Source organism: Arsenophonus endosymbiont of Crataerina pallida (assembly GCF_964020125.1).
GTDB lineage: Bacteria > Pseudomonadota > Gammaproteobacteria > Enterobacterales > Enterobacteriaceae > Arsenophonus > Arsenophonus nilaparvatae.
The window spans coordinates 649,913-663,771 of sequence record NZ_OZ026540.1; the positions used below are offsets into that span (position 1 = coordinate 649,913).

Below are 13,859 nucleotides of genomic sequence, written 5' to 3' on the forward strand. Positions count from 1 at the left end.
GGAATGTGAGTGTTCACACAGATTGTCTGATGAAGATTGAGCAGAAGGTATCATTAGGCTTGTAGCTCAGGTGGTTAGAGCGCACCCCTGATAAGGGTGAGGTCGGTGGTTCAAGTCCACTCAGGCCTACCAACATTGCTGATGGAAGTGGCTGAAAGGCAAGGTTAGCAGTAAGGTGTAATGATACGACAATCTTAATGGGGCTATAGCTCAGCTGGGAGAGCGCCTGCTTTGCACGCAGGAGGTCAGCGGTTCGATCCCGCTTAGCTCCACCATATTGCAAGATAAAAATAGAAAAAAAGTTATTCAGAGCAGGCTGGCAACAGTATGCTGCGAATAATAATGCTCTTTAACAATCTGGAACAAGCTGAAAATTGAAACACACATTATTGAAAAAATAGTGTGGAGAACTCTCAAAACTCCAATCAGTTGGGTTTTTGTTGTCATGATGAAGCGTTATGAGCGAGCAGTCAGCAATTCGAGGCGGCCAGCGCACAGCAAGCGCAGCGTACTAAAGTACGTGAGCATTGCGCGCACTGCCCAACAAAGAATTGGTGGACGCGCAGCCATAACCCAACAAAAAGACAGTAGAAGACACCTTCGGGTTGTGAGGTTAAGCGAATGAAGCGTACACGGTGGATGCCTAGGCAGTCAGAGGCGATGAAGGACGTGCTAATCTGCGAAAAGCGTCGGTAAGCTGATATGAAGCGTACTAGCCGGCGATGTCCGAATGGGGAAACCCAGTGCATTAATGCACTATCGTTTGATGAATTCATAGTCAAACGAGGCGAACCGGGGGAACTGAAACATCTCAGTACCCCGAGGAAAAGAAATCAACCGAGATTCCCCCAGTAGCGGCGAGCGAACGGGGAGCAGCCCAGAGTCAACATCAATATTTACCGCAGGAGAAGGGTCTGAAAAGGCTGGAAATAAAGGGTGATAGCCCCGTATCTGAAACGGTAAGTGTTGTGAACTCGAAGAGTAGGGCGGGACACGTGTTATCCTGTCTGAATATGGGGGGACCATCCTCCAAGGCTAAATACTCCTGACTGACCGATAGTGAACCAGTACCGTGAGGGAAAGGCGAAAAGAACCCCGGCGAGGGGAGTGAAATAGAACCTGAAATCGTGTACGTACAAGCAGTGGGAGCACCCGAAAGGGTGTGACTGCGTACCTTTTGTATAATGGGTCAGCGACTTATATTCTGTAGCAAGGTTAACCGCATAGGGGAGCCGTAGGGAAACCGAGTCTTAACTAGGCGTTAAGTTGCAGGGTATAGACCCGAAACCCGGTGATCTAGCCATGGGCAGGTTGAAGGTTGGGTAACACTAACTGGAGGACCGAACCGACTAATGTTGAAAAATTAGCGGATGACTTGTGGCTGGGGGTGAAAGGCCAATCAAACCGGGAGATAGCTGGTTCTCCCCGAAAGCTATTTAGGTAGCGCCTCGTGAATTCATCTTCGGGGGTAGAGCACTGTTTCGGCTAGGGGGTCATCCCGACTTACCAACCCGATGCAAACTACGAATACCGAAGAATGTTATCACGGGAGACACACGGCGGGTGCTAACGTCCATCGTGAAGAGGGAAACAACCCAGACCGCCAGCTAAGGTCCCCAAGTCATGGTTAAGTGGGAAACGAAGTGGGAAGGCTTAGACAGCCAGGATGTTGGCTTAGAAGCAGCCATCATTTAAAGAAAGCGTAATAGCTCACTGGTCGAGTCGGCCTGCGCGGAAGATGTAACGGGGCTAAACCATGCACCGAAGCTGCGGCAGCGACATTTAGATGTTGTTGGGTAGGGGAGCGTTCTGTAAGCCGTAGAAGTTGGACTGAGAGGTCTGCTGGAGGTATCAGAAGTGCGAATGTTGACATAAGTAACGATAAAGCGGGTGAAAAACCCGCTCGCCGAAAGACCAAGGTTTCCTGTCCAACGTTAATCGGGGCAGGGTAAGTCGACCCCTAAGGCGAGGCTGAAAAGCGTAGTCGATGGGAAACGGGTTAATATTCCCGTACTAAGGGTTACTGCGAAGGGCGGACGGAGAAGGCTAGGCTATCCGGGCGACGGTTGTCCCGGTTTAAGCGAGTAGGTGGGTAGTGCAGGCAAATCCGCACTGCTACAACACTGAGACGTGATGACGAGCCACCAAGGTGGTGAAGTAGTTGATGCCCAGCTTCCAGGAAAAGCCTCTAAGCGATAGGTAATCATTAATCGTACCCCAAACCGACACAGGTGGTTAGGTAGAGAATACTCAGGCGCTTGAGAGAACTCGGGTGAAGGAACTAGGCAAAATGGTGCCGTAACTTCGGGAGAAGGCACGCTGGCATTAGGTGAAGGGTCTTGCATCCGGAGCTGAAGCCAGTCGAAGATACCAGCTGGCTGCAACTGTTTATTAAAAACACAGCACTGTGCAAACACGAAAGTGGACGTATACGGTGTGACGCCTGCCCGGTGCTGGAAGGTTAATTGATGGGGTAAGTCGTAAGGCGAAGCTCTTGATCGAAGCCCCAGTAAACGGCGGCCGTAACTATAACGGTCCTAAGGTAGCGAAATTCCTTGTCGGGTAAGTTCCGACCTGCACGAATGGCGTAATGATGGCCAGGCTGTCTCCACCCGAGACTCAGTGAAATTGAACTCGCTGTGAAGATGCAGTGTACCCGCGGCAAGACGGAAAGACCCCGTGAACCTTTACTATAGCTTGACACTGAACATTGAGCCTTGATGTGTAGGATAGGTGGGAGGCTTTGAAGTGTGGACGCCAGTCTGCATGGAGCCAACGTTGAAATACCACCCTTTAATGTTTGATGTTCTAACTTAGGCCCGTAATCCGGGCTGAGGACAGTGTCTGGTGGGTAGTTTGACTGGGGCGGTCTCCTCCCAAAGCGTAACGGAGGAGCACGAAGGTTGGCTAATCACGGTCGGACATCGTGAGGTTAGTGCAAAGGCATAAGCCAGCTTGACTGCGAGCGTGACGGCGCGAGCAGGTACGAAAGTAGGTCTTAGTGATCCGGTGGTTCTGAATGGAAGGGCCATCGCTCAACGGATAAAAGGTACTCCGGGGATAACAGGCTGATACCGCCCAAGAGTTCATATCGACGGCGGTGTTTGGCACCTCGATGTCGGCTCATCACATCCTGGGGCTGAAGTAGGTCCCAAGGGTATGGCTGTTCGCCATTTAAAGTGGTACGCGAGCTGGGTTTAGAACGTCGTGAGACAGTTCGGTCCCTATCTGTCGTGGGCGAAGGAAGATTGAGGGGGGCTGCTCCTAGTACGAGAGGACCGGAGTGGACGCACCACTGGTGTACAGGTTGTCATGCCAATGGCATCGCCTGGTAGCTAAGTGCGGAAGAGATAACCGCTGAAAGCATCTAAGCGGGAAACTTGCCTCAAGATGAGTCTTCCCTGACAGTAATGTCCCATAAGGGGTGTTCGAGACGAGGACGTAGATAGGCTGGGTGTGTAAGCGTAGCGATACGTTGAGCTAACCAGTACTAATGACCCGAGAGGCTTAACCTGACAACACCGAAGGTGTTTTGAGAGAGAGAATTTTAGCTTGTTTTGAGATTGAATCTGGTCGAATTTTGCTGAAGGCAGAGGTGTGTTCGCTACTGAGGTAGGTGAGCAGACTGTAAGGCAGCGAAATAAGACGGGATAAATAGAAAAGAATTTGTCTGGCGCTAATAGCGCGGTGGTCCCACCTGACCCCATGCCGAACTCAGAAGTGAAATGCCGTAGCGCCGATGGTAGTGTGGGGTCTCCCCATGTGAGAGTAGGGAGCTGCCAGACTTTGATTATGTTAAGAAAGCCACCCAAGGGTGGCTTTTTGACGTTTTAATTATTGATAACACATTGATTCAAAAAAGCTTATTATTTTGTAGTTGGAAATTGAGCTAACCTATTAAAGAATGCGACGTATTAGCCTATCAACGCGGATCCTGCGTAAACGGCGAATAAGTTTTTTAATTTTTACTGGATAGCGCTGGATATTTTCAAGCTCTTGATAGTGACTTACAATATGAGTATTAGTTGTTATACATTTTAATTCTTTGTTTTTTTGCTGTAACAAAACTTTTTGGGGATCATGAATTAATATTGCATTCTCCAAATCCAGTCCCCATGCACGAGGATTTAGATTATTACCGGTTATTAATTGCCAGTTATTATCTATCCAAATTCCTTTTAAATGATAGCTATTTTCTCCGTCTTTCCATAATCTAATAGTTAATTGCTGGTTATCTACAAAGCGTTGTAACCGACAGATAAAACGGCGTAGGTTAATTTCATATAAATAAGGTAATGCACTGATAATTTTAAAAGGTTCTTCTGGTGGAATGTAAAAGTCATTAGCCGTTTTATCGCCAATGATAATTTCAATTTGTTTGCCGTCACGCAATAATTTACTAATTATACGCGTTAAAATAGTGGGTAAATTAAAATAGGGTGTACAGATAGTCATTTTCTTTTCTGTACTGTTCATTAAATGCGTAATAGTTTTATTTAATTCGTTTTTTTTGCCTAAACCGATTAATGGAGTTACTGCTAACTCTTCATTTGTGGCATTATTTTGCAATTGATAGTGGCAACTTTTTAAGCTATGGCGAAATTGTTTAATTAAACTTTTAATTTGAGTATTGCGGGGACAATGAGCTTGATCTAGACGCTGGATGGCGGGTGAAGATAGCAAGCTTTGGTCGATAAAGCTTTTCATCGTCGCAGCTAATTGGGCATTATCTAATATATGATAACGATCGTAACGATAACGTTGGTGTTGCTGGAGATAGACATCATTAATGCTGGCGCCGCTATAAATAACCGTATCATCGAAGATAAAACCTTTTAGATGTAAAACACCTAATGCTTCACGTGTGTTGACCGGGATACCAAAAATAGCGATTTCTGATCCTGGGTGTGCCATTGCCATTGCCATTTGATAATACCAATCGGCATTAGTTGCGCTGGCATCTGCACCAATGCGACCACGTTGAGCACGATGCCAGTCAACCATTATTTTGATATCTAATTCTGGTCGTACCATTTTTGCTTGATAAAGCGCATTTAGTATGTCTCGTCCTGCATCATCATGTTCGAAGTAAAGTGCAGTAATATAAATATACCGTTGAGCGTTGGCAATTTTGTCCAACAGAGCTTTTCGAAAATTTTCTGTTTGGTATAAGGTGACAACTCCAGCAGCAGACTGAGGTAATTTTGCTAATTGCTCAAGATATTGTTGATGCTTTGCTTTTTTTAATTTGGACAACATCACAGTGTAAATTTTCTCTTTTTTATTAAAGGAGTAGATTACATACTCTGGTTTAGGTTTATTGAAAATTGGTGATTCATGATACCATTAGTTTAATTTTTTGTATCTGTTAATCCTAGCTATGTTGACCGATTGTTCAGCCACTATTTATTGCATTATTAGTTCTATTTATTTAGTTATAAGATTATTTTCTTCATAGTGTTAGATCAAGATTGACAATACTATCTTCAAATTGAATATCGAGACTAAAACCTAATTTTTGTGCTAACTGTAGCATTTTTTTATTTTCAGGCATGGTGATTGCAGTAAGTCGTCGAGTGCCTCGACTACGGCTATATCTAATAATTTTGTCCATTAACTGATATCCAAGTGTATTACCTTTCATATCAGAACGTACTAAAACGGCAAATTCTGCTTGCTGATTGTCGGATCTTCTACCACACGAACCACTCCAATAATCTCGGAATTTTTTTTAATAGCGATAAAGGCCATTTCTTGGTCATAATCGATTTGTGTCATATTCGCTAAGTCATCATGGGTAAATTCGCTAATTTCACTAAAATAACGATAATAAAGATCTTCTTTTGTTACCTGAGTAATAAAATCTTTGAGTAAATGTTCGTCTTCGGGCAGGATAGGTCTAAGTTGACATTTTATGCCATTTTTAAGAGAGATAATTTCTTCTAATTCATTAGGATAGGGTCTAATTGCTAATCTTGCTTTAGGATCACCGACTATTGGACAGAGTTCCATAGCAACATCCAGTAAAGTGAATTCTTCATCACATGCTAAAAGTGGGTGAATATTTAGTCGTACAATTTGCGGGCAATCTATTAGTAAGTTTGAAACGCGGACGAGTAATTGGCAGAGACCATCAATATTCAATTGATGGGATGAATTGGTTGATTTTATTTTGTGATTTTTAATTGCTTGAATAACTAAATATCTGGCTAATGTCATGTCAAGAGGAGGGATTGCCACCGCAGCATGGGTTTCTGGCTGCCATTCGATATCTCCATCACCTAATAAGATCAAAGGACCAAAAATAGGATCTTGTTCAATGGCTATTTTTAACTCGAGAGCGCCTGCTTTATTTGCCATACTTTGTACTAATAAACCTTGGATCATGGCGTTAGGAAAGTGTTGCGCCGCGCGATCAAAAATTCCCTGGCTAGCATCTGCTACCTCTTGGGCATTACGTAAATAGAGCATAACGCCTTGAATATCAGATTTGTGAGGAATATCTGCAGAGCGTAATTTTAAAGCAACAGGATAGCCAATTTTTTCAGCGATAGTGATTGCCTGATCACTGTTATGAGCTATCCAGGTAGGTAAAATTTTTAAGCCATATGCGCGTAAAATGGGTTCCACTTCGTGTGTATCAAGTTGGGTGATCCCTTTTTTTAATGCTTTTTGGATTAATGCATGGGCTTTTGTTGTGTTAGCTGTTAATCCAATAGGCAGTGCAGGTGTTTCAGTCAATTGTTTTTGGTTACGGCGATATTCTACCATATGCATATAAGCAGTAATGGAGCCTTCTGGTGTTCGATAAGTTGGAATACTCGCTTCACTAAAACGTTTACGTGCATCTTGTGATGAATATTCGCCACACCAGTTAGTTAATATGGTTATCCACTTGCTGCGGGGATGTGATTGAATGGTTTGAATAATCCTTTCAGCAGTAAATAAACTGGGGGCAATGGTACTAGGTGAATGAATAAGTAATATAGCATCATGATCCTGGCTATCTAGCATAATATTTAGGATTTTGATGTAACATTCTATGGTTGCATCATCACCGATATTAATTGGATTTTGGTTCGAGTGAAGATTGGGAAAAATGGCTTGAATTTTTTGTTGAGTATTAGCATTAAGAGTTGCTAGTTTTCCTTTGCGCCGAAAAAGCTCATCGAGTGCCATTGCGGCAGGTCCGTTACCATTACTAATAATAGAAAGTCTATCTCCCTTTAGAGGAGACATGTGACTGAGTGTTTCAACAGCAGAAAACATTTCATGGGTATCTTGTACTCGAAGTAATCCTGCCCGTTGAATAGCTGCGTCATAAGCAGCATCAAAACTTTGTACTTCACCTAGTAAATATTGGGCTTGTTGGGTACTCCCGCTTTTAACAACCAGAATGGGTTTATTACGTGATGCACTGCGAGCTGCTGAAAGGAATCTCCGTGCCTGTTGTATATGTTCTATATAGAGTAAGATGGCGCTAGTTTTATTATCTCTGGCAAGAAAATCAAGTAGATCATCGATATCAATGTCTAAACTGTTTCCCAGTGCGATAAAGTAAGAAAAGCCAATTTTACGTTGTTGTGCCCAGTCCAGAATAATATTAGAAACTGCTGCAGATTGTGAAATGAAAGCCAGTTTGCCTTTTAGAATTGGAATTGGTGAAAAGCTGGTATTTAGTTGCTGCCAGGGGGCAAGGATCCCCAAACTATTGGGTCCCAATAGTCTTATATTGTACTGCTGAGTTAATGCTTTAAGTTTTACAAACTGAGAGGGTGGTGATGAGAGGATAATTGCCGCTTTACAACCCATTTTTCCCAGTTGCTTTAGGCAGGTTAAATTTCTGTCTGAATTTGTGCAGATAACAGCTAAGTCTGGTGAGAATGGTAATTTATCAATAGTAGGGTAAGTGAGTATTCCCATTACCGCATTTTTATTTGGTGTAACCGGCAGGATCGGGCCTGTAAAGCCACTAGAAAGTAGATTCTTTATAATAACGGAACCCGCTCGTTCTGGTTTTTCTGAGGCACCAATAACTGCAATGGATTTAGGTCGCAATAATGCGTCGAGTCCACGCTGGCTCATAGATATTTACCTTTTTATGGGTATTGTCTATCAATGTAGCTGATTTTTTCGCATTTTTCTGTGATTTTTGCTGCTTGAAGACAAAGTATGTTTGCTGGAAATTATTTGTAAAAATAAGTTATGCAGTGATAATTTCATAATTATTAGTTTTTTATGGATTTTCTATTCTTAAATGGTGGTTATTTTAACGTCGCATATATACACGATAAAATTGAACGGTGTTAAAAAATTAGCTTGCTATTGAGAGCGGAATTTAAAAGCAAAAAAATGATAAAAGTTTATCATTTTAAATAGCGCAGAATATTATATTGTCATTAATAAAAAATAAAACCATTTCTTCATGTTACTATCAATGACTATTGCCCTAAACAAAATTAATAAGATGGTGTTTTAAGCGATATACTATTGGCAACAATCGAGAATTCAACATCATAGAGGTTAATATGTTTAGGATCTCAAAAGAGGAAAATATTTTATTTTCGTCTTTGGAGCCTGATCTTATTACGGAAGAGCAGGCTAAAATAACAACCAATTTGGAAATTTTAACAGAAAAATTAGCTTTAGATTGTAGTTTAGCTGATAGGCAAGATTGGCAAAATAAAAAATTAGCCAGTTTAATGGAGCAATTACAAATAAGAGAAGCCGGTGATTGTTTTGAGCTAGCTGAAATTGATTTGACGGGCATACAGTTACCAGAAGAGATTGATCTTAGTCACGTTAATTTAATGCATAGTAAATTAATCGCGGTTAAAATGAAAAATGCCTATTTACAAGACAGCAATTTATATGGAGCTGATTTGAGCAAAGCAGATTTAAGTAATGCCAAATTAAATAATGCTCTTTTGGACTGGTCGGTTCTGACAGATGTGAATATATCTAATGCGGATTTGCAAGGCGCAAATATCAATAATGCTAATTTAAAATACTGTAATTTAGCCATGGCTAATTTGAGCGGAGCTCAACTAAAATATGCTGATTTAACCCATGCTAAATTAATGACAGCAAATTTGTCGCAAACATTTTTATTATGTAGCGTTATGTCGAGGGTTGATTTAACAACCGCAAATTTGTCAAACGCTCAGTTGTACCATATTGATTTAACTGATGCTAATTTGACTAACGCTAATTTAGAACGCACTAATGGTGAAAGTTCAATATTAACAAATGCTAAATTAATAGGTGCAAATTTAACGCGAGCTCATTTTCGTTGCGCTAATATGCAAAATGTAGATTTGACTAATGCGATTTTACTAAATACTGATTTATGGGGCGCGGATTTGACTGATGCGAATCTCACGGATGCTAATTTAAAAAAAGCCAATCTAATAAATATTAATTTTACTAACAGCAAGTTAACTGGTGCGACGATATCTTTGGAGTCGTTAATTAATTTAGACCTCAATTCGATCGTGTTGAATAAAGCAATCATTTTATCGATAGATTTTAAGTGGGATCAATATCACCTTGATCGATGTTTAAATCATATAAATAATCGAGAGACAAATAGTGTATTAATGCAGATAGCTAGCATTGATAAAATGTATGATGTTGCAAAAATAGACATGATAAAGCAAATTATTTCATCATTAACAAAACAGAAAGTTGATACTTCTACCATTGAAGTATCATTAATCGATATTTTAGTTGAACAACCCTATTATGCAGATACTGAAATTTCAAATTGGCTAAAAAGTGTTTGTATTAACTATATGGAAAATTTAATGATTGGCCGATGTCATTACAAAAAGACTCTGTTATTAATTTGATGATAGATACTTTCCAACATTATCCTGATTTATTTTTTAATTATAATTCAGCCTTTATACAGACTATTTCCCAAGCTATATATGAAACTAATTCAGAGGAATTAAAACCAAAAGCGATAGCTATTTATGATCACTACTTGAAAAGTAGTCAAACCCAGCCTTATGTACAGATGGATGATTTTGGTCATTATGGCAATAATAAAACCGATTGGTTAGACAAAAATGCGGCAAACTATATTCTCTTCTCTTCTAACGAAAATTTTTATGTCATGATGCTGTCGCAAAATGTATTAACTGAAATGCTTAAACCAAATCTGACAGAAAAAGATCAAGTATCAAATCAATTTTTTCTCTATCAGCAACAAAATAATTTAACTCAAGCTGATTATCAATTAGAGGATATTTTTAAAAATAAATTTCCAATATTTTATAGCGGATATCAATCTCGGCAACGAATAAATACTTTTAACCGTTTGCTAAAGTTGTTAGATCTTGGTGAAACGTTGCAAGATTTATTTATTGAGGCAACAAAAAAATCTATTTCAATAGAGAAATTAGTTGATCCAGAAGCACAAATGCAGCTAGAAAAACTATTCGCGCAGAACATTATCAATTTATTGAGCCATATGATTATAAATTAACTGAAAATTTTTATCAGGATATTATCAATACCTATGAATTAAAAGAGGCAACCGATAAAGAAAAAGCAGAAAAAATTTTTAGCTTAGCAGCTGTATTTGTCAAATATACTTCGAGTGCTATTTTTGGTACGGAGATGGAATCGCCTAATGCATTAAGATTTTTTTCCTGCGCGATGTTGAATAAAGCTTATCAACTTTGCCCGACCATTTTTAATTCTGAACAACAAATTAAAGAGTGGAAAAATAGATTGCTTGGCTTAGATAAAAGTTTTTCTTGTACTGCCGTATTGTCCAGTGTAATGATATGTCATGCAAGGGAGCAATTTTTTAATGTATTAGCAACGGTATTGCCGCCTAATTGGTATTAACTGTTAATCTTAGATTTTTACCGATAGAATCTTTTTAGCTTTAAACTGTATATTGTTTAATAGTGTTATTAGCAAATAATAATAGCGAGTTCTCTGAGTTAGGGTAAAAATATATCTTCATATTGCCATTTACCCATCAACATTTGATTTGCATGGTGTAGTATTAATGTCATGATGTAACGCTAAACCTTAACATAATACCGATAACATGCAGGCCAAAATATTGGCTAATGATAAGAATTAATACTCATAGAACTCGCAGTAATATATGTATATGGCTATTTATTTAACTTAAACTAACTTCTCCATACGGAGAATATTTCCTGTAGTATAATTAGTGCCATCTATTGCGCCGGCTAATAATGCTCCGCCAAAATTCATTATGGTACCAGCAGGATCACCAATTTGGGCCCAACCTACCGATGATCTGGCAAAGGCAGAGGTATTTGACCTGAGACCATTTTCAACATCAGTGCTATCTTGCGCATACTGTCTGGCTTTCCAGCTGGGTATATCTGCGCCATGAGTTCCCATACTACCGTTTATATTATAAACTGCTCTGCCAAACGGTTGATGGCAATTCTGTGTCTGCTCAGAAAGCAGCTGTCGAGTTTGGTTTAATTGCTGAGGAGTGGCTTGGTTTGGAAATAGCGCTTGATTAACGCCGGCAATAAAATCATTCAATATCTTCATTTTTCCCCCTTGTATCTTGAAAACGGTTTAAAATAGTTACGATTAGATTTGGCAAGGTGCATGCAGCCCGATTCCTCCTTGTATCTTGAAAACGGTTTAAAATAGTTACGATTAGATTTGGCAAGGTGCATGCAGCCCGATTCCTTGTATCTTGAAAACGGTTTAAAATAGTTACGATTAGATTTGGCAAGGTGCATGCAGCCCGATTCCTCCTTGTATCTTGAAAACGGTTTAAAATAGTTACGATTAGATTTGGCAAGGTGCATGCAGCCCGATTCCTCCTTGTATCTTGAAAACGGTTTAAAATAGTTACGATTAGATTTGGCAAGGTGCATGCAGCCCGATTCCTCCTAGGGTTTTAAGCCCGTTAATTAGCGACCGGCGCATACACTGAGCCACTCATCTGAAACCCGAACAGTTGTCCGTACTCCATAACGCATTTGCAAGGATGGGTAATCATGAGTCAGCCAAATCCACTTTGTGTGGGTATTGATGTTTCTAAAGCAACGCTGGACATAGCAGCCAGCTGTGATATTGCACAGTTTACGGTCAGTAATGACTCTGACGGTTTTGATGCCATTATCGCCGAATTGAGAAAGCATTCGGTGGTGTTGGTTCTGATGGAGGCAACTGGCGGGCTTGAAGCTACTGTGACCTGCTCGCTCCAGGCTGAAGGCTTTGACGTCACTGTGATCAATCCCAGACAATCCCGAGACTTTGCCCGCGCTATGGGCTATCTGGCAAAAACTGACCGTATTGATGCCAAAGTGCTTGCACAAATGGCAGAGGTTATTAATCGACATCCGGAGCGAGAGCGCTTTATCCGGACTCTGCCAAATGCAGAACGTCAGGTTCTTGCTGCGATGGTCGTACGCAGACGCCAGTTGATTACAATGTTGGTGGCAGAACGTAATAGGCTGTATACCGCACATCCACAGAATAGAAAAAGCATCAACATCATCATCAAGGCGCTGGAAGATGAACTTGCCAGAATCGATGAGGATATGAACAACCACATAAGGAACCACTTTAAGGATCTGGCCGCTAGGCTGAGCAGCATTAAAGGGGTTGGTACCATGACAGTTGCTGCGTTGTTGGCGGAGCTTCCCGAACTGGGCAGCCTCTCGAGGCGAGCTATTAGCGCGCTTGTAGGCGTTGCCCCCATAAACCGGGACTCGGGTACCATGCGTGGTCGGCGAACCATATTTGGCGGAAGGGACGGAGTCCGAACAGCACTTTATATGGCCGCGCATGTAGCAACTCGCTTTAATCCGGTGATAAAAGCCTTTTACATGCGTCTGCTTGCAGCGGGAAAAGCCAAAAAAGTGGCGCTGGTCGCCTGTATGCGCAAGCTGCTGACTATCCTGAACGCGATGCTCAGAAAGAACGAAGAATGGAATGAGTCGTACCATCACGTTTCTCCATAATTTTAACGTTCAAGACAGTTGCTAGTTAAGTATTTAATCGCAGATCTTAAAATTAGTTATATCTATTTAAACTTTTCGCTAAAAACTTATTCAATATGCTTAAGTAATGGCAATAGATTGCTATTTTTACTAGCAAGTAAGTTTATTGTGGCAAATTTATTATGTTATTATCTTTAGCATTAATTCAGAAAATTGAACAAAGTCATCGAACCTGCCGTTTAAATTTTTTTCAGAAAAAACAATATCGCTAAGTCCTTGCCAAATAACTAGCTGTTTATCATCACTGATTGCTAATACTGGTTGATAGAGCTGGTGGCTTATTAAATTATATTTCATTAAATCAATAATTTTTTCTTGACTGATATTTTGTAAAACTGTGCACATAACTAATCTACCCACAGGGTATTCAATCAATCTAACGGAAAATTTCCCATCTACTCTGATAGAAAAATCAATTTGGTTAAAATTTACCGGCAATTTCAGTCCAATATTTTCATACAGTAATGTTAATTGAGCCGCAAATTCGTCTCTCATATATTTATCTCTTTCAAATAATACAAATTAGATGGTTTAATTATTCAATGAATAAAAATCAATCATGATCAGGTGTAGACCTGAAATATTTCAAATTATGTCAAAATACACATTGGTAGCTAAAAATAAGGTAACTTAGGCGTGATCAAATGATTAAATAGTTAACAACATGTCAGGTAAATATCTTTTATGCTTGAATTGGCTAAAAATCCTTCTAAACAATCTAAATTTAATCATCTTGTGTTAATGCATAAGCTTTCTATCTTGTGCTAATGATAAAGTACAAAAAGTCAGTAGCGTTAGATCCTAACATCATGTAATCTGCCTGGCATAACGTGGCTGGAG

Annotated in this window: 8 protein-coding genes, 2 tRNA genes, 2 rRNA genes and 1 pseudogene; 8 read left to right on the top strand and 5 right to left on the bottom strand. The window is 40.2% G+C overall.

What is annotated here, in order from left to right:
- Window positions 1–55 precede the first annotated feature (55 nt).
- The 4 genes from AACL31_RS03290 to rrf all read left to right on the top strand — a co-directional run bounded on the left by AACL31_RS03290 (window position 56) and on the right by rrf (window position 3,785).
- Window positions 56–132 (top strand) — tRNA-Ile (locus AACL31_RS03290).
- A gap of 67 nt (window positions 133–199) precedes the next feature.
- Window positions 200–275: transfer RNA gene (locus AACL31_RS03295), tRNA-Ala, on the top strand.
- Between the two features lie 336 nt (window positions 276–611).
- Window positions 612–3,515, top strand: a 23S ribosomal RNA gene (locus AACL31_RS03300).
- A 154-nt stretch (window positions 3,516–3,669) separates the two neighbouring features.
- Window positions 3,670–3,785: ribosomal RNA gene (gene rrf, locus AACL31_RS03305) — 5S ribosomal RNA — on the top strand.
- A 112-nt stretch (window positions 3,786–3,897) separates the two neighbouring features.
- Here the strand turns inward: rrf and pssA are convergent.
- Both pssA and AACL31_RS03315 read right to left on the bottom strand, forming a co-directional pair.
- Complete coding sequence (pssA, locus tag AACL31_RS03310; RefSeq protein ID WP_339053981.1) at window positions 3,898–5,259, bottom strand: CDP-diacylglycerol--serine O-phosphatidyltransferase; 1,362 nt, start codon at window positions 5,257–5,259, stop codon at window positions 3,898–3,900.
- A gap of 193 nt (window positions 5,260–5,452) precedes the next feature.
- Window positions 5,453–8,085, bottom strand: a pseudogene (locus tag AACL31_RS03315) (bifunctional acetate--CoA ligase family protein/GNAT family N-acetyltransferase).
- A 533-nt stretch (window positions 8,086–8,618) separates the two neighbouring features.
- Here AACL31_RS03315 and AACL31_RS03320 point away from each other — a divergent pair.
- Genes AACL31_RS03320 through AACL31_RS03330 form a run of 3 tightly spaced genes read left to right on the top strand, consistent with a single transcriptional unit; the run spans window position 8,619 to window position 10,860 of the window.
- On the top strand, window positions 8,619–9,851 hold the full coding sequence (locus AACL31_RS03320) for a pentapeptide repeat-containing protein (RefSeq protein WP_339053746.1): 1,233 nt from the start codon (window positions 8,619–8,621) through the stop codon (window positions 9,849–9,851).
- Window positions 9,818–10,492 (top strand): hypothetical protein, encoded by a 675-nt coding sequence (locus tag AACL31_RS03325; protein ID WP_310512919.1) that lies wholly within the window; start codon window positions 9,818–9,820, stop codon window positions 10,490–10,492. The genes AACL31_RS03320 and AACL31_RS03325 overlap by 34 nt, the downstream gene beginning before the upstream one ends.
- Window positions 10,493–10,515: 23 nt before the next feature.
- A complete protein-coding gene (locus tag AACL31_RS03330) occupies window positions 10,516–10,860 on the top strand; it encodes a hypothetical protein (protein WP_310512922.1) in 345 nt (114 codons plus the stop codon).
- A 291-nt stretch (window positions 10,861–11,151) separates the two neighbouring features.
- On the opposite strand, the gene AACL31_RS03335 is transcribed toward AACL31_RS03330, so the two are convergent.
- Window positions 11,152–11,553: a hypothetical protein gene (locus tag AACL31_RS03335; RefSeq protein ID WP_310512920.1), complete on the bottom strand. Its 402-nt coding sequence runs from the start codon at window positions 11,551–11,553 to the stop codon at window positions 11,152–11,154.
- Window positions 11,550–11,888 (bottom strand): hypothetical protein, encoded by a 339-nt coding sequence (locus AACL31_RS03340; protein WP_339053747.1) that lies wholly within the window; start codon window positions 11,886–11,888, stop codon window positions 11,550–11,552. The genes AACL31_RS03335 and AACL31_RS03340 overlap by 4 nt, the downstream gene beginning before the upstream one ends.
- A 123-nt stretch (window positions 11,889–12,011) precedes the next feature.
- Here AACL31_RS03340 and AACL31_RS03345 point away from each other — a divergent pair, with 123 nt between their 5' ends.
- On the top strand, window positions 12,012–12,980 hold the full coding sequence (locus AACL31_RS03345) for an IS110 family transposase (protein WP_339053748.1): 969 nt from the start codon (window positions 12,012–12,014) through the stop codon (window positions 12,978–12,980).
- A 159-nt stretch (window positions 12,981–13,139) separates the two neighbouring features.
- On the opposite strand, the gene AACL31_RS03350 is transcribed toward AACL31_RS03345, so the two are convergent.
- A complete protein-coding gene (locus AACL31_RS03350) occupies window positions 13,140–13,514 on the bottom strand; it encodes a CesT family type III secretion system chaperone (protein WP_310512714.1) in 375 nt (124 codons plus the stop codon).
- Window positions 13,515–13,859: the final 345 nt, after the last annotated feature.